The organism is Gilliamella sp. X-57 (assembly GCF_057063565.1).
This window is the reverse complement of the sequence record NZ_JBXSQI010000011.1, coordinates 37,929-56,296: the sequence shown is the minus strand read 5'-3', so window position 1 is coordinate 56,296 and position 18,368 is coordinate 37,929. Positions and strand designations below refer to the sequence as shown.

Annotated in this window: 14 protein-coding genes; all 14 read left to right on the top strand. The window is 35.3% G+C overall.

Going from position 1 to position 18,368, the window contains the following annotated elements:
- Nucleotides 1–379 precede the first annotated feature (379 nt).
- Nucleotides 380–3,058, top strand: coding sequence for an inverse autotransporter beta domain-containing protein (locus ACYIAL_RS06455; RefSeq protein WP_483751252.1), 2,679 nt, complete (start codon nucleotides 380–382; stop codon nucleotides 3,056–3,058).
- Nucleotides 3,059–3,172: 114 nt separating this feature from the next.
- Entirely contained in the window at nucleotides 3,173–4,192 is a 1,020-nt protein-coding gene (locus ACYIAL_RS06450) for a hypothetical protein (protein ID WP_483751251.1), read from the top strand.
- 279 nt (nucleotides 4,193–4,471) lie between these two features.
- A complete protein-coding gene (locus ACYIAL_RS06445) occupies nucleotides 4,472–4,678 on the top strand; it encodes a YheU family protein (protein WP_174796689.1) in 207 nt (68 codons plus the stop codon).
- Between the two features lie 89 nt (nucleotides 4,679–4,767).
- Nucleotides 4,768–5,397 (top strand): cAMP-activated global transcriptional regulator CRP, encoded by a 630-nt coding sequence (crp, locus tag ACYIAL_RS06440; protein WP_174796688.1) that lies wholly within the window; start codon nucleotides 4,768–4,770, stop codon nucleotides 5,395–5,397.
- Nucleotides 5,398–5,449: 52 nt separating this feature from the next.
- Nucleotides 5,450–6,181, top strand: coding sequence for an isoprenyl transferase (locus tag ACYIAL_RS06435; protein WP_174796687.1), 732 nt, complete (start codon nucleotides 5,450–5,452; stop codon nucleotides 6,179–6,181).
- Entirely contained in the window at nucleotides 6,175–7,017 is an 843-nt protein-coding gene (locus ACYIAL_RS06430; protein ID WP_174796686.1) for a phosphatidate cytidylyltransferase, read from the top strand. Before ACYIAL_RS06435 ends, ACYIAL_RS06430 begins: the two co-directional genes overlap by 7 nt.
- 14 nt (nucleotides 7,018–7,031) lie before the next feature.
- Entirely contained in the window at nucleotides 7,032–8,351 is a 1,320-nt protein-coding gene (gene rseP, locus ACYIAL_RS06425; RefSeq protein ID WP_342354063.1) for an RIP metalloprotease RseP, read from the top strand.
- 25 nt (nucleotides 8,352–8,376) lie between these two features.
- Complete coding sequence (gene bamA / locus ACYIAL_RS06420) at nucleotides 8,377–10,800, top strand: outer membrane protein assembly factor BamA (RefSeq protein WP_483751250.1); 2,424 nt, start codon at nucleotides 8,377–8,379, stop codon at nucleotides 10,798–10,800.
- A gap of 34 nt (nucleotides 10,801–10,834) precedes the next feature.
- Nucleotides 10,835–11,320 carry an OmpH/Skp family outer membrane protein gene (locus tag ACYIAL_RS06415; protein WP_483751249.1) on the top strand — a complete coding sequence of 162 codons (486 nt, stop codon included), beginning with the start codon at nucleotides 10,835–10,837 and terminating at the stop codon, nucleotides 11,318–11,320.
- A 2-nt stretch (nucleotides 11,321–11,322) separates the two neighbouring features.
- A complete protein-coding gene (lpxD, locus tag ACYIAL_RS06410) occupies nucleotides 11,323–12,351 on the top strand; it encodes a UDP-3-O-(3-hydroxymyristoyl)glucosamine N-acyltransferase (protein WP_483751248.1) in 1,029 nt (342 codons plus the stop codon).
- 107 nt (nucleotides 12,352–12,458) lie between these two features.
- Nucleotides 12,459–13,760, top strand: a complete 1,302-nt coding sequence (tig, locus tag ACYIAL_RS06405) for a trigger factor (RefSeq protein WP_483751247.1) — start codon at nucleotides 12,459–12,461, stop codon at nucleotides 13,758–13,760.
- Between the two features lie 92 nt (nucleotides 13,761–13,852).
- Nucleotides 13,853–14,455 carry an ATP-dependent Clp endopeptidase proteolytic subunit ClpP gene (gene clpP, locus ACYIAL_RS06400; RefSeq protein WP_174796680.1) on the top strand — a complete coding sequence of 201 codons (603 nt, stop codon included), beginning with the start codon at nucleotides 13,853–13,855 and terminating at the stop codon, nucleotides 14,453–14,455.
- 19 nt (nucleotides 14,456–14,474) lie between these two features.
- On the top strand, nucleotides 14,475–15,740 hold the full coding sequence (gene clpX, locus ACYIAL_RS06395) for an ATP-dependent protease ATP-binding subunit ClpX (RefSeq protein WP_446718882.1): 1,266 nt from the start codon (nucleotides 14,475–14,477) through the stop codon (nucleotides 15,738–15,740).
- Nucleotides 15,741–15,930: 190 nt separating this feature from the next.
- On the top strand, nucleotides 15,931–18,366 hold the full coding sequence (gene lon, locus ACYIAL_RS06390) for an endopeptidase La (RefSeq protein WP_483751246.1): 2,436 nt from the start codon (nucleotides 15,931–15,933) through the stop codon (nucleotides 18,364–18,366).
- Nucleotides 18,367–18,368 lie beyond the last annotated feature (2 nt).

Here is an 18,368-nt window from a genome sequence, read left to right as displayed (position 1 = left end):
TATAAAGACACGCAATGTCATGTATATGTCATTTTTATTCATTTAAATCATGTTGCCAGTTTATTATCTGTAATATTTACCTAATTGACTAAAAATTAACATTAATCACTACGAATTAAAAATTTGATTTTTAATAATAAATAATAAAACAATAAAAAAATGTCAAAAAATTATAATAAAATATTTTGATTTATGACTTTTTTGTAATAAAATCACAAAAGTTGAAAAAAACTTTGTAAAGAAATTTAAAGAAAAAGTTGTCCGAAAAGATTAATTGTATAAAAATAAATAATCACGTTGATATTTAATAAAGACAAATAGGTATTAACAAGACATTATATGTGATGCGCTTTGTCGGTGAAATATAAGGAATGTTAAGATGAGAAAGAATCTTAATTTAACAATTATCTCTGCATTAGTAATTGCTACACTAGGATGGCAATCTGCTTTTGCTGCTGATGCTCAGGTATCGCAAGGTCCTGTAGATAGTAATAAGATAATTGAATTAAAAGATGGCTCAAAAGCTCGCGAGATGATTAACAATCAACAGCGTAGCCTTTATCAAATTGCACTTTTAAGTAGTATCTCTATTTCAGAATTGCGCACAATGAACGCGGGGCGTTTTGATAAAAAAGATGTTGTTGATGTTGGTGAGCGTTTAGTCTTGCCGGAAAATTCCCCTTTATTGCCTGCAATAAAAATAAAAGATGACAAAGATGACAAGTATGCGAATTTACCTAAGTTAGGTTCAGACGATAATTATGATGTGAAAAAAGACAAAGATGCACTTGCAAGTCAAGTTGCTTCAACATTGCAGACCTTAGCTAGTCAGGACTGGAAGCAATTAACATCGTCAGATAATGGTGGTTTATCTGGACAACTGAAAAACAGAGGTAAAGATTACGCAGAAAGTTATGTACGTAACAGCGTTAAAAGCCAAATTGTTGATCCTGCTCGTAACGCTGTTCAAGATTTTTTAGGTCGTTTTGGTACTGCTCAATTACAATTTGATTTAAGTGATAAAGGCGAATTTAATAACGTTAACTTGAAGTTATTTAGCCCATGGTATGACACTGAAGATACGTTAATATTTAGTCAAATATCATTTCAAGAGTATGAACATAATCGTCGAATAGGTAACTTTGGTATTGGTCAGCGTTGGGATGTGGCTGATAACAAATGGTTACTGGGTTATAACGTGTTTTTTGACCATGATTTCCAACGTTCGCATAACCGTTTAGGTATTGGTGCCGAAGCGTGGAGTGATTATATGAAGTTTGCGGCTAACTATTATCATCCTTTATCAGACTGGAAAGATTCCAAAGATTTTGATGATTACTTAGAACGTGCGGCAAGAGGTTTTGATATTCGATTCCAAGGTTATTTACCACAATATCCACATTTAGGTGGATCACTTATGTATGAACAATACTTTGGTGATAAAGTCGCTTTATTTGGTAAAGACAATCTACAAAAAGATCCAAGAGCAGTGACGGTAGGTCTCGATTATACGCCAGTTCCACTTTTCACTATTAAAGCCGAACATAAACGAGGTCAAGATAATCAAAAAGCAACTAAAGCTGAGTTAACAATGAACTATCGTATAGGTACACCGTTGAAAGACCAGTTGGATCCAGATATGGTTCAATCTGCGCGTTCTTTGAAGGGTAGCCGTTATGATTTAGTTGATCGTAATAACTATATCGTTCTTGAATATAAAGAAAAGAAAATGTCGGTCGATTTGGGGCTTGAACAAACTCAGTTAATTGAAGGACAAACTTATCCATTAAGTATCAGTGTTCATAACGCTAAGAACTTATCAAGTATAGCATGGTCTGGCGATATGCTAGAAATTGATGCTGGTGGTGGTTTCTTATGTGCGACAACTGGGATTTGTTCTGCTTCTTCTTGGTTGAATCCACCAGTTGACACAAATAACTGGAAAATTGTTGCGCCTAGTTATATTGATGAAAATGGTCAGCGTCGTCCTGCGAGTACAAATGGTAAATATTCTTTATCGGTATCCGTTACAGATAGTCGCAATAAATCTGCAACATCCAACTCTATTAGTTTTGAAGTAGTGCCAGATCCAGCAATGCGTAAAATTGGGGTATGGGCAGTTGATAGTTTGGGTAACAAAACAACTTTGGCGACGCAAACTGCAGATGGTTCAAGTAGTTTGACAGTATTAGCAACCCTCGTTAAACCCAAGGTGAACAATGGCACAATCAATTCATTTCAAGATGTAGATGGTTTTAGTGATGATGAACTAATGAGCCGTATACCTGAAACATTTGGCGAATTTGTTGGGCTGTGGACTGCAACTAGTAATGGTGAAAAAATTGCTTTAATTGATGGTACTTCAGGTAGTATAAATGAATGTCCAAGACAAGAACCTTGTGTCATTGTGAAATCATTTGAAAAAATTGTAAAAGGTCAAAAAGTATCATCTCATGCTTCAACTGCCGCTGGTTTAGATGTGATTGGTGATAGTTATGCATTAGATGTTGCTTCAAATGTTGAAGGAATGGTTGATTTCTCAATTTCGCTAGATCAGTATGGTTTTGGTTCGTCATTTAATAAAGCTTCCGTCGATTTTTCAGGTGGTAGAGCCGGTAGTATTGAAGTGTGGAATGCTGATGGAATAAAAATCGCCAGCAGCTCAGGGTCTATACTTCAATTTTCTCCATCGGGTCCAAACGAGTGGCGAGTGGGTAATGAATATCATGTTAAAGCGTTTACCGCAGGCGGAGATCCAATTGTTAATCCTTTTGTGATTTGGTCATTGGTCGGTTCAAATGAAATAGCATGCCCTAGTTCAGTGACATCATTACCAAATGATGTTTCTAACAAACCTACAGGGCCGTGGTTTAATGTTGCTATGGGAATGGATGTTCCTTATAGAATACAAACAAATAGTACAAGTTACGCTACATTAGGAACTAGCATTCCAGCTGTTGCAGGTGCGCCAGGCTATTTAGATTTAACACCACAGTCAGCCTCTATTTCTGCGTGCGCTGGGGATCAAGGATTTAAATTACAAGTTACAGTTTTATAATAATAAAGATTTAGATTATCGGCTTACGTCAGTAATCAAAAAGGGAACACCAAGTAATGGTGTATTTATATAAATACAACATGTTAATTTACACAGAAAAATAGGAAGTTAAACATGAAAAATCTTACAATTAAAAAGGTTGCATTAGGCTTATTTTTAGCTGGTTATGCAGCAAGTAGTGCTTTTGCATTAACAGCAGTGACAAACGCTACTATTAAAGGTAATGCGCCTGTAATGAAAGCTCCTGGGGGAACAGATGATCATAGAACGGCTGTTACTATCACACATGCAGATGGTTCAGCTATTTTAGCAAGCGAACCAGTTATGGTTGGTGATGTTATTCATATTTCATATGTATTAGAAGATGCAGATGGCGATACGGATGACGGTGATTTACTGAAAAATACATTAAAAGTTTATGCAAGACAAGATGCGAGTTCTCCTTGGGATGAAATGACAATAAATGCCACTATAGCTCATGGTTCTGATGGCAATGCTACAATCTCATTCCCTATTACGAATGATTTTGCTGGAAAAAGCAAAATTGGTTTTAAAGTCTTAGAAAGAACTGATTTTGGTGCCCCTTCAATAGGTAAATGGGTACATGTTGGTGATATTTTTAGCTCGAATGGTTCTGGTTCATCTGATGATGATCCTGGGACACCTGGCGATACTACGGGTCCTGGTGTTCCACCACCAGGTATTACTCCTGGTCCAATTGTGCCTGCACAATATCAAACAGGTATTTTCTTAATTGATACTAATGGTGTGATTCAAAGCAGCAACTATGCTTCTAATGGTTTAAACCCTAAATATGGCGAAAGATATGCAGCTGTAGTATGGAACGATGCAAATAGCGATAATAACGTCGATGCCGGTGAGGCTGAGTATACCGGTAGTTATAAGTTTGAATGGCATGTAGTAGGCGCTGGAATTCCTGAAAATGACAACGTACCAGCCGAAAGTACTGCGCTTACGGCGGATACTAATAATAGAAAAGGTATAAATGATACTATCTGGTTAGGTTCTCCTCAAGGTGCCGCTAAACATAATAGCATTTACTCAAGTTTTTCAACTCATAAAGCAGGTATTCAAGGTTACCAACTTTCGTTTATAACTGTCACCACCCCATAAGTTAAGCTATAAAACTATTAAAACCACTCTTCGGAGTGGTTTTTGTATTCATTTATCTTGTTAATTTAATATTAAACATATTTTATAAAATACTATTTAGAACCTACTTATATCTCTGTCAAAAATATGGCGTGACTATTTTAAATAAACTCTCAATAGGCCTATGTTGTTCCTTAATGTAAAATGTACAGCAAGCAGAGCAAAGATAATTAAATTCACACTTCTTATTCTTAAATTAATAATTTAAAATAGCACTAATTTTAAATTAATGTAATTTACATGAATATTCCTTGGCAAGATTTAGATCCTGAAACGTTAAATAACCTTATAGAATACTTCGTATTGCGCGAGGGTACAGACTACGGTTTACAAGAAAAATCACTACAAGAAAAAGTTAATGATGTTAAACTTCAATTAGCAAATGGTTCGGTTGCAATCTATTGGTCGCAATTACATGAAACAATTGATATTAAGCGAATTAAATAATGGTCAAAATGATTGTTTGTTAGTATATGATTTATTGTCTAACTTTGTTATAGTGTCATAGTTGTAAATTAAATGGAGAGGTAGGCGTAATGATTGGTAAACAGCAATCGGATACAACTTTAGAATGGTTTTTATCTCATTGCCATATTCATAAATATCCAGCTAAAAGTACCCTTATACACCAAGGCGAAAAAGCAGAAACTCTCTATTATATTTTAAAAGGTTCTGTAGCAGTATTGATTAAAGATGACGAAGGTAATGAAATGATTTTGTCTTATTTAAATCAAAATCAATTTTTAGGTGAATTAGGTCTTTTTGAAGAAGGTACCGAACGAAGTGCTTGGGTTAAAGCCAAAACAAGTTGTGAGGTGGCCGAAATTTCATACAAAAAATTTAAGCAGCTTGTCCAAGTCAATCCTGATATTTTAATGCGCTTAGCTAGCCAACTGGCAAGTCGGTTACAAGTTACATCTGAAAAAGTGAGTAATTTAGCTTTTTTAGATGTTGCTGGGCGTATTGCGCAAACACTTTTAAACCTTGCAAAACAACCTGATGCAATGACACATCCTGATGGCATGCAAATCAAAATCACACGTCAAGAAATCGGTCAAATTGTTGGCTGTTCACGTGAAACAGTTGGACGAATTTTAAAAATGCTTGAAGATCAACATTTGATTTCTGCACATGGTAAAACGATTGTCGTTTATGGAACACGTTAATTGACCAAAATAATATAATTACTACAATGATTGATATAATACGAGATATTGCATGACACAAGAAAGATATATTCCAAGTCATGTGGCTATAATTATGGATGGCAATGGTCGCTGGGCGCAAGAGCGTAATCAAATGCGTGTAAGTGGTCATCGAGCAGGCTTAAAGACTGTGCGAAAAATTGTGACTTATGCAGCAACCTTAAAGATAAAAGTTCTTACTTTGTACGCATTTAGCAGCGAAAACTGGAAGCGACCAGCTAATGAAGTTTCAGCGTTAATTTCTCTTTTTATTTATGCTTTAAATAGAGAAATTAAAAGTTTGAATAAAAATAATGTCCGCTTAAATATTATTGGTGATATTTCTCGCTTTAGTGAGCATTTGCAAAATATGATTATTAATGCGCAAAATTTGACCAAAAATAATTCTGGTTTAGTGCTGAACATTGCTGCCAACTACGGCGGTCGTTGGGATATTTTGCAATCAGCTAAAAAAATGGCCATGCAAGTTGCAACAGGCGAAATCACTCTAGATGAAATGACAGAAGGCCGTTTTGCTTCAGCAATGTGTATGAGTGAATTTCCTGAAGTTGATTTAGTTATTCGCACTGGCGGTGAATACCGAATCAGTAACTTTTTGTTATGGCAAATTGCTTATTCTGAACTCTATTTTACTGATACTTTATGGCCTGATTTTAACCAAAATTTATTCGATGAAGCAATCAATGTATTTAATACCCGAGAGCGACGTTTTGGTGGCCTTCATAATAAGGAACATTTATGTTAATCCATCGTATACTTGCTGCAATTGTACTTATTCCACTTGTAATAGTGGTTCTTTTTTTTGTTCCATTACCCTTATTTTCTTTAACTATTATTCTAGTTTGTGGATTAGCCGCGTGGGAGTGGGCTCAGTTTCTTCATATTACTAAAAAGTCCTCAAGGTTAATCTTTGCCCTTTCAATCGTCATTTTATTAAGTGTACTTTATTTGATTCCAAATTCAGTTGAGTTAAAAATAAGGCTATATACCACTATCTTATCTTTATCAATTGTATGGTGGCTAATTGCGTTGTGTTTAGTGGGCAGCTATCCCGCTACCACTAAATATTGGGACAATTCAATTGTTATAAAATTACTATTTGCTTTTTTTACGCTAGTGCCGTTTTTTATTAGTATGATTGAATTAAGATCAATAAACTATAATTCTAATTCTTATACAGGTGCAATTTGGTTGCTTTATGTCTTTGTGCTAGTATGGGCGACAGATACTGGCGCTTATTTTGCAGGACGAACTTTTGGTAAACGGAAATTAGCAGTAAAAGTCTCACCCGGTAAGACTGTAGAAGGTTTTATTGGTGGTGTTAGTTTAGCGATTGCACTTAGTGTAATTGCTTACATGTTCAATTTTTTTAATATTGGATTCAGCGCATTTTTTATTAGCTCTTTGTTAGCAATTTTAGTTTCAGTTTTAGGTGACTTAACTGAAAGTATGTTTAAGCGTGAAGCTGGTGTTAAAGATAGTGGTCACTTAATTCCTGGACATGGTGGAATATTAGATCGCATTGATAGTTTAACTGCTGCAGTTCCTGTTTTTGCTGCATTATCTTTTTACATATTATAAAAAGGTGATAGATTTTGTTGTGGTCACTGTTATTATTTGTTATTACCATGAGTATATTAGTTACTATTCATGAGTTTGGGCACTTTTGCGTTGCTCGCTTATGTAAGGTTCGTGTTGAATGTTTTTCAATTGGTTTTGGCAAAAAATTGTGGTCTTATAAATTTTTAAGTGGAACCGAATTGGTAATTGCTATGATTCCACTGGGTGGTTATGTTAAAATGCTTGATGGTAGAGCAACAGCATTATCAAGCAATAACGAAAAATTTGCGTTTGATCAAAAGAAAATTTGGCAAAGAGCGGCAATTATTTTGGCAGGTCCATTTGCTAATTTCGTATTAGCTTTGCTTATTTACTGGGTTATTTTTTTGACAGGTGCAGTAACTTACCCTGTTAAAATAAAAAACGTGATACCAAATACACCCGCTGCTACTGTAGCAATTCCAGCTGATGCCGAATTGAAAACCATTGATAATGTCAAAGTAGAAACTTGGAATGATGTCAATTTAGCTTTAATTAGTGCGATGGGAAAAGCTAATGTCACTTTTTCTTATATTGATAGTACAGATGGTAGTGATCAAAAAGAAGTTAAAAATAGTGTAGATATTAGTAATTGGCATTTTGATATAGAAAAAGACTCGGCGATTACCGCATTTGGGATTGTGCCTAAAAAGTTGGAAATTTATCCAATAGTGAGTAAAATTGTATCGGGTTCGGCTGCAGAACAAGCAGGTTTACGTGTTGGTGATAAAATTATCGGTTATAATAATCAATCATATGTAGATTGGAATGATTTTTCCAGTACAATTAAAAAAGCTCAAGCAATGGTTTTAGAGATTAATCGAGAAGATAAAAATATTTATCTTAAACTCGTACCAACAGTCAAAAAAAACGGAGAAGGCGTTGCTGGTTTATATCCCACATCTGATGCTAGAGTTGTACAGTATGGTTTTTTAGAAGGATTTAATAAAGGTATAGCGCAAACAGTATTAACTACAAAGTTAACTATTCGTTCGCTTTATCAATTAGTAACAGGTGTTATTGGTCTACAACATTTATCAGGACCAATAACAATCGCAAAAAGCGCAGGGCAAACAGCAAGTTATGGTTTAACCTCTTACTTATATTTTCTAGCCTTTATTAGTATAAGTTTGGGAGTTATCAATCTTGTTCCATTACCTATATTAGACGGCGGACACCTTGTTTTTTTATTATTTGAAAAGATAAAAGGAAGTGCCTTATCAAATAAATCACAAGAGCGTTTTTTTCGTATTGGATTTGTTTTATTAATGGTAATAATGGGAATTGCACTATTTAATGATATTTTACGATTGTGATGGGATGAGGTTATAAACATTTACGATGAAAATAAATAAATTACTTATAGCATCTTTGCTGTTCGGTACTACAGCTGTATATAGTTCCAATGCATTTTGTGTTGATGATTTTGTAGTAAAAGATATCAAATTCGAAGGTTTACAGCGTGTCACTCTTGGTGCTGCACTGCTTGAAATGCCAATCCAAGTTGGTGACTATGTTAATGAAGCTGATTTAGGTCGTATAATCAAATCACTGTATTCTAGTGGTAACTTTGATAATATCACTGTTTCTCGTGATGGCGACAGACTAATTGTTCATGTTCAAGAACGCCCGACGATAGCTAGCATAACTTTTTCTGGTAATAAATCAGTCAAAAACGACATGCTTAAAAAGAATCTAGATAGTTCTGGTATTCGTGAAGGCGAAGCATTAGATCGTACAATGCTTTCTGGTATAGAAAAGGGCCTAGAAGATTTTTACTACAGTGTTGGTAAATATAATGCTCAAATTAAAGCTGTTGTCACCCCGCTATCTCGTAATCGTGTCGATTTAAAATTAGTTGTTGCTGAAGGTAAATCAGCATTAATCGATCAGATCAACATTGTCGGAGCTAAAGCGTTTTCATCAGAAGAACTTATTTCGCGTTTTACTTTGCGCGATGAAGTACCTTGGTGGAACATGCTTGGCGATCGTAAATATCAAAAACAAAAATTAGCCTCTGATTTAGATGAATTGCAAAGTTTTTACTTAAACCGCGGTTATGCCCGTTTTAATATCGAGTCAACTCAAGTCAGTTTAACGCCAGACAAAAAAGGCATTTACGTGACAATCAATATTCATGAGGGTGAACAGTATAAACTATCTAAACTTGAATTGATGGGTAATTTTGCAGGTCATAAAGAAGCGATTGCCAAAATTGCTAATGAAAAAGTATCAATTGGTGAGCTCTATAATGGTAAAAAGATTACCGAAATTGAAGATAATGTTAAGCGTTTACTTGCTAATTTTGGTTATGCATATCCTAGAGTTTCAATCCAACCAGAAATGGATGATAGTGCACATACAGTTAAATTAAATGTACTGGTTGATGTTGGTCAACGTTATTATATTCGTAATATCAAAATCGTTGGTAATACGGTAACAAGCGAAAGCGTAATCCGTCGTGAGCTTCGTCAAATGGAAGGAGCTTGGCTAAGTAATGGTTTAGTTGAATTAGGAAAAGAGCGTTTAAGTCGTCTTGGTTTTTTTGATACTGTTGAAGCAAATACCGAGCGTGTATCTGGTGTGGATGATCAAGTTGATATTATTTATAAAGTTGCTGAACGTAATACAGGTAGTATCAAATTTGGTGTAGGTATCGGTTCTGATAGTGGTCTTAGTTTCAATGCGGGTATTTCTCAAGATAACTGGTTAGGTACAGGCAATAGTGTCTCATTTGATATTAACACTACTGACACTGATAAAACTGCGTCTATTTCTATCGTTGACCCTTATTTTACGGTCGATGGTGTAAGCCTAGGTGGTAGTATTTATTATAATACCTATAAAAATGACGATAAAGATGATGAGTCTGAATACTCAAGTAAGACTTGGGGAGCTTCTGCTAATTTAGGTTTTCCAATTAGTGAAAATAACTTTGTTCGTTTTGGTACTGAATATGCTAATCATAAGTTGTCCGATATGCAAGCGCAATATGGTATGTGGCGTTATTTTGAATCCGTGGGCGAAAATGTAAAAGACAGAAAGTCTATTTCTTTTGATACCAATGATTTATTGTTAAATGCTTATTGGACATATAACTCTTTAGATCGAGGGTTCTTTCCAACAGATGGTCTAAAGATGACTGCTAGTGCTAAAGTCACAGCGCCATTATTTGATAATCGCTTTTATAAACTAGTTTCAGATGCCTCTTACTATTACCCAATTGATAATGACCATAATTGGATCTTCCTAACTCGTGCTCGATTTGGCTATGGCGGTGGTTTTGGTGGTAAAGAGCTACCATTTTACGAAAACTTCTATGCTGGTGGGGCATCAGTGCTACGTGGTTTCAAATCAAATACTGTTGGGCCTAAAGCGATATATCTTAATAAAAGTGGTGTTTGTGATAGCTTAGAAAATACATCTGGATGCACAAAATCAAAAGACGCAGTAGGTGGTAACGCCATCGCTTTTGCCAGTACTGAGCTGATTGTTCCAACTCCATTTGCTAGCGAAAAATACGCTGATAATATTAGAACATCGCTATTTTTTGATGCAGGTACTGTATGGGATACTGAGTGGGGCTTAAAAGGGCATAATATCCCTGATTATAGTTCGCCATCGGATATTAGAATGTCAGCAGGTCTTGCGGTTCAGTGGATGTCACCATTAGGTCCGCTAGTTTTTTCTTATGCTCAACCATTTAAGAAATATGACGGTGACTCATCGCAACAGTTCCAATTTAATATAGGTTCTACATGGTAATTCCATGTTATAAATAAAAACATAGGTGATTAAAGTGAAAAAAATTATATCTGTTCTTGGTGTTAGTGCAGCATTGCTATTTGCAAGTTTTGCAAATGCTGAAGTTAAAATTGGTGTCGTTGATGTTATGGGTGTATTACAACGTATGCCTCAACGCGAATCGGTTGGTAAAGCATTGGATAGTGAATTTGAAGCGAGAGCCAAATCATTACAAGCAGAAGAAAAAAAGGCAGGTGAAGCTGCTGCTCGTCTAAAAAAAGATGGTTTAACATTGTCTTCTTCTGAAAAGACGAAATTAAATAAGATAATTTCTGATTTTGAAAATAAAGCGAAGGCGTTTTCTGCGGATTATCGTAAACGTGAAACTGAAGAAGCAGGCAAATTATTAACTAAAATCCAAGAGGCTGTAAAAGATATTGTTGCAACAGAAAAATACGATATTATCTTAAAAGCCGAAGCGACATTATCAGCGTCAGATGCAGTTGATATTTCAGATAAAGTGCTGGAAAAGGTTAAATAATAATGTTTGCTTTTCGTTTAGCGCAACTGGCTGAGCAACTTGATGCTAAGTTACACGGTGATGGTGATTTAACTATCACTGGTATAGCATCAATGAGAAGTGCCGTATTTGGGCAAATTACTTTTTTGTCTGATAAAAAGTTACAAAGTAATTTATTAGAGTGTAGAGCTTCTGCAGTTGTCATGACTGAAGAAAGCCTTGAACATTGGAATGGGGCTGCTCTTATTGTAAAAAATCCTTATCTTGCATACGCAAAATTAGCGCAAATCCTTGATACAACGCCAACGCCAGCAAAAGATATTGCACCAACGGCAGTCATTGATTCAACTGCTCAGCTCGGTAACAATATTTCGATAGGCGCTAATGCAGTTATCGAAAGCGGTGTTGTATTAGGCGATAATTGTATTATTGGTGCTGGTTGCTTTATTGGTAAAGATACAACAATAGGTGCAGGTACAAAATTGTGGGCTAATGTCACAGTTTATCATAATTGTGTTATTGGCGAAAATTGCTTAGTGCAATCAAGCACTGTGATTGGTGCAGATGGCTTTGGTTATGCAAATGATAAAGGGAAATGGATTAAAATTCCCCAATTAGGTCGTGTTGTTATTGGTAATAATGTTGAAATTGGTGCCTCAACAACAATTGATCGTGGTGCGTTAGATGATACTGTTATAGGTAACGGTGTGATTATTGATAATCAATGCCAAATAGCGCATAACGATATTATTGGCGATCATACAGCGGTAGCGGGTGGTGTTATTATGGCTGGAAGCCTAACCATTGGACGCCATTGCTTAATTGGCGGTGCTAGTGTTATTAATGGGCACATGGAAATATGTGATCAAGTTACAGTCACTGGTATGGGGATGGTGATGCGTCCAATAACTGAGCCGGGTGTTTATTCATCAGGTATTCCATTACAAAAGAATAAAGTATGGCGAAAAACGGCTTCATTAGTTTTACATATTGACGAAATGAATAAACGTTTGAAATCGCTTGAGAAGAAACTATTAAATGTCTCGACGTAGGCGGTTACGGTCGGTATAATGCATGCCTATTTTTTAAATTTTTTAGCTCAGTTATCGTTTTTATATAATTATGGGCAGATAATATTCAATAATCTCGAGGTATAAAGATGCAAGTTTCGATAGAAACAACACAAGGTTTAGGTCGACGTTTATCAATTACAATTAAATCAGAAGACATCAAAAAAGCGGTTGATAAAGAACTCATTAGTACTGCAAAAAAAGTACGTATTGACGGTTTTCGTAAAGGAAAAGTACCTTTAAAAATTGTTGAGCAACGTTATGGCGCTTCTATTTTGCAAGATGCATTAAGTGATTTAATGCAACGAAATTTTGTTGAAGCAATTATTCAAGAAAAATTAAATCCAGCAGGTGCCCCAACTTATACGCCACAAGAATATAAAGATGGCGAAGACTATACGTTTACTGTTGAATTTGAAGTTTACCCTGAAATCAAAGTTGAGAATTTAGACAAAATTGAAGTTGAAAAGCCTGTAGCAGAAGTTGTAGACGCTGATATCGAAACAATGATTGAAACTTTACGCAAGCAACAAGGTGCTTGGAAAGAAGTTAAAAAAGCCGCTAAAGAGCAGTATCGAGTTACTTTGGATTTTGTTGGTCAAGTCGATGGTGCTGAATTTGAAGGTGGTAAGGCTAATGATTTTGCATTGGTATTGGGTCAAGGTCGTATGATTCCTGGTTTTGAAGATGCAATTATTGGTCGTCAAGTAGGTGATCAATTTGATATTAATGTGACTTTCCCTGAAGATTATCATGCTGAAAATTTAAAAGGTAAGCCGGCTATATTTGCGGCAACACTAAAAAAAGTTGAAGAACTTGAATTACCAGAACTTACTGAAGATGTTATTAAACGATTTGGTATTGTTGATGGTACTGTTGAAAGCCTGCGAGCTGAAGTTCGTAAGAACATGACACGTGAGCTCAATGCAACAATTCGTAATAAAGTTAAAGTACAAGCTATTGATGGTTTAGTTAAAAATAATGAAATTGATGTACCAGTGGCATTAATTGATCGTGAAGTTGATGTATTACGTAAACAAGCATTATCTCGTTTTGGTGGTAATGTAAAACAAGGTATGGAGTTACCTAAAGAACTATTTGAAGCTGAGGCAAGAAAACGGGTTGCTACTGGTTTATTATTTAGTGAAATTATTGAAAGTAATAAATTGACTGCTGATGAAGCGCGTGTTCAGACATTAATTGATGAGATTGCAACTGCATATGAAGATCCAAAAGAAGTTTTAGAATATTATCGCAAAGATAAAAAAGCGATGGAAAATATTCGAGCTGTAGCATTAGAGGATCAAGTTGTTGATCTATTATTAGCTAGTGCAAAAGTAACAGAAAAGAATTATTCGTTTTCCGAATTAATGAACCAGCAAATTGCTTAATCTATTAGCTTTTTCATTTAATTTAAAAAATCACTTAAAAGCCCAAATAAGGATCGTCTGTTTGGGCTATTTTGTTTAATTAGGAGATAAAAATGCCTTTAGAACCATATATGGGTGTTATTCCAATGGTTGTTGAGCAAAGTTCTCGTGGCGAACGAGCTTACGATATTTACTCACGATTATTAAAAGAGCGAGTTATATTTTTGACTGGACAAGTTGAAGATAATATGGCAAATCTAATTATCGCTCAAATGTTATTTCTAGAAGCTGAAAATCCTGATAAAGATATCTATTTATATATTAATTCACCAGGTGGTGTTGTGACTGCTGGCATGGCTATTTATGACACAATGCAATTTATAAAACCAGATGTCAGTACAATTTGTTTAGGACAGGCGTGTTCAATGGGATCATTACTTCTAACAGCGGGTACTAAAGGTAAACGTTATTGTTTACCTAATGCTCGAGTAATGATTCACCAACCATTAGGTGGTTTCCAAGGTCAGGCTTCTGATATTCAAATACATGCGCAAGAGATTTTACAGGTAAAAAATCGCTTAAATACAATTTTAGCAATGCACACAGGTCAAGACATTAGTGTGATTGAAAAAGATACCGATCGTGATAATTTTATGTCTGCCGATAAAGCGGTTGAATATGGCTTAGTTGATGCCATATATAGTAAACGATCTTAATATTAAATAGGTGGTAAAAGTGAATAAAGAAAGTTCAGAAAAATTACTCTATTGTACTTTTTGTGGTAAAAGCGAGCATGAAGTCCGTAAACTTATTGCTGGTCCATCATCTATTTATATTTGCAACGAATGCATAGGATTATGCAATGATATTCTAAAAGAAGAGACAAAAAGTTTCCTTTCTCACGAAGAGTTTATCAATCAACCATTACCAACACCACATGAAATTAGAAAACATCTTGATGAGTATGTGATTGGTCAAGAACGTGCAAAAAAAGTTTTAGCAGTCGCTGTGTATAATCATTACAAGCGATTACGTAATTATGCACGTCGCAGTGATGTTGAATTAGGTAAAAGTAATATTTTGCTCATAGGACCAACAGGTAGTGGTAAAACATTATTAGCGGAAACATTAGCTCGCTTTTTAGATGTACCTTTTGCAATGGCGGATGCAACAACGTTAACTGAAGCTGGTTATGTTGGTGAAGATGTAGAAAATATTATCCAAAAATTATTACAGAACTGTGACTATGATGTCGAAAAAGCTCAGCGCGGGATTATTTATGTTGATGAAATAGATAAAATTTCGCGAAAATCGGATAATCCCTCTATTACTCGAGATGTATCAGGCGAAGGGGTTCAACAAGCCTTATTGAAAATTATTGAGGGTACTATTGCTTCTGTTCCGCCAAAAGGTGGACGTAAGCATCCTCAGCAAGAGTTTTTACAAGTGGATACTTCAAAGATCTTGTTTATTTGTGGCGGAGCATTTAGCGGGCTTGATAAAGTTATCGAAAATCGTGTGTCAACTAATACAGGAATAGGTTTCGGCGCTGATGTAAAAAGTACTAAAAATAAAGTTTCTGAATCAGAATTATTAGCACAAATTGAGGTTGAAGATTTAGTGAAGTTTGGATTAATTCCAGAATTTATAGGAAGATTACCCGTTATAGGTACATTATCTGAACTGGATAAAAATGCCTTAATTAATATTTTAACTGAGCCTAAAAATGCTTTGACTAAACAATTTCAAACTTTAATTGAGTTAGATGGTGTCGAACTTGAGTTTACTAAAGAAGCGTTGGATGCTATTGCTATAAAAGCAATGCAACGAAAAACTGGTGCTCGAGGTTTGCGTTCGATTGTGGAAAATATATTATTAGATACTATGTACGACTTACCATCAATGACTGCTATAAAAAAAGTGATTGTAGAAAAAGAAACTGTTGAGCGATCCCAATCGCCGAAGTTAGTGCATTGTGAAGGTGCTGAACTTTCTGCTTGAAATAAAAACTTGCCATCATATATATGATGGCAAGAACGATAACCTCAAACTCATATTTAAGTCAAATTTCCATAAATGCTGTCAAAATGTTCCAGAAATAGTGTATGTTTAAATCCAGAAAGATCGACTTGAATATCTTAAAACGATCCCAATATTGATCTAATGGATTTGTACTACTAGAGAGAATGAAATGAAAATAAAACGAACCAAACACATGACTATGCCTATTTTACCATTGCGTGATGTTGTTGTATTTCCACATATGGTAATCCCTCTCTTTGTTGGTCGAAGTAAATCAATACGTTGCCTAGAAGGGGCAATGGAAATGGATAAGCAAGTCTTTCTTGTAACTCAAAAAAATCCTTCTCAAGATGATCCAAAGATTGATGATCTATATGAAGTCGGAACTGTGGCTAATATTTTACAGTTACTTCAATTGCCTGATGGAACAGTAAAAGTCCTAGTTGAAGGTGTTGAACGGGCTCAAATGATTAATGTTGTTGAGCAGGAGAGCAATGAATTTTTGATTGCAGAAGTTAAGCCATTAAGCGAAGTAAAAAAAGCTGATGATATAAGTGAAGCTATGATTCGCTTAACTTTATCTAATTTTGATGAATACTCAAAGCTTAACAAAAAAATAACTCAGGAAGTTGTTGATTCTATTCGCTTACTTAAAGAACCGTCTCGTTTAGCAGACTCTATTGCCGCTACGCTATTTTTAAAGGTCGAACAAAAGCAAGAGATTTTGGTAACCGCTAATCTTGTAAAGCGTTTTGAATTGCTTATTTCATTGATGGAATCAGAAATTGATTTATTACAAGTTGAAAAAAACATTCGACAACGTGTTAAACAGCAAATGGAAAAGGCTCAAAAAGAGTATTATCTTAATGAGCAAATTAAAGCTATTCATAAAGAGTTAGGAGATATAGATAATAAACCTGATGAATATGAAGAGTTAAAAGAAAAAATTATTAAAGCTAAAATGCCAAAAGAGGCTACAGACAAAGCATTAGCTGAACTTAATAAATTAAAAATGATGCCGGCAATGTCTGCTGAAGCGACAGTTGTTCGAAGTTATATTGATTGGATGATTCAAGTTCCTTGGTATAAGCGTAGTAAAGTTAAAAAAGATATTGAAGGTGCACAAAAAGTTTTAGATAAGGATCATTATGGACTTGAACGTGTAAAAGATAGAATTTTAGAATATTTGGCAGTTCAGGGGCGTGTTAATAAAGTTAAAGGTCCTATTTTATGTTTGGTTGGACCTCCTGGGGTAGGTAAAACCTCGCTAGGTCAATCAATAGCTAAAGCAACAGGACGCCAGTATATTCGCATGGCTTTAGGTGGTGTGCGCGATGAGGCAGAGATTCGTGGGCATAGACGCACTTACATTGGCTCAATGCCAGGAAAACTAATTCAGCGTATGGCAAAAGTAGGCGTTAAGAACCCATTATTCTTATTAGATGAAATTGATAAGATGGCTTCGGATATGCGAGGAGATCCTGCGTCAGCATTATTAGAAGTACTTGATCCAGAGCAAAATAATGCCTTTAGCGACCATTATTTAGAAGTTGATTATGATTTATCTGATGTAATGTTTGTTGCTACCGCTAACTCTATGAATATTCCTGCGCCATTGTTGGATAGAATGGAAGTTATTCGTCTCTCTGGTTATACGGAAGACGAAAAGATGAATATTGCCAAGCAGCACTTGATTACTAAACAGATAGAAAATAATGGTTTAAAAACAAAAGAAATTAGTATTGATGACTCAGCTATTATCGGTATTATTCGTTATTATACTCGGGAAGCAGGTGTTCGAAGTTTAGAAAGAGAGATTGCAAAAATTTGCCGTAAAGTTGTTAAACAATTAGCGTTAGATAGCAAATTGAAGAAAGCTATTGTGACACAAGATAACTTAAAAGATTTCTTGGGAATACAGCGTTTTGATTATGGTAAAACGGATAATGAAAACCGTATCGGTCAAGTTATTGGTCTTGCATGGACTGAAGTCGGTGGAGACTTGCTTACCATTGAATCAGTAAGTGTATTAGGTAAAGGAAAATTAACTTACACGGGTTCATTAGGTGATGTTATGCAAGAGTCAATTCAAACCGCATTAACGGTTGTTCGATCTCGTGCAGAAAAATTGGGTATTAGTAGTGATTTTTATGAAAAACGCGATATCCATGTGCATGTACCTGATGGAGCAACGCCAAAAGATGGACCAAGTGCAGGTATTGCAATGTGTACTTCGCTAATTTCGACTTTAACGGGTAATCCTGTTCGTTCTGATGTGGCAATGACGGGCGAAATAACTTTACGTGGCGAAGTTTTACCTATCGGTGGACTAAAAGAGAAGTTATTAGCTGCACACCGAGGGGGAATTAAAACTGTATTGATTCCAATAGATAATGTAAAAGATTTGGAAGAAATCCCCGATAATGTGAAATCTGAAGTTGATATACATCCAGTCAAATGGATTGACGAGGTGCTCACAATTGCACTGCAAAATAACCCATTTGGTATGGAACCAGTGGATAAAAAAGTAACATTAAAAAAAACGTCTAAAAAGGCTATTAATAAATTAAAAAGTAGTGTTGATAGTTCTGTCAGATTAAACTAATT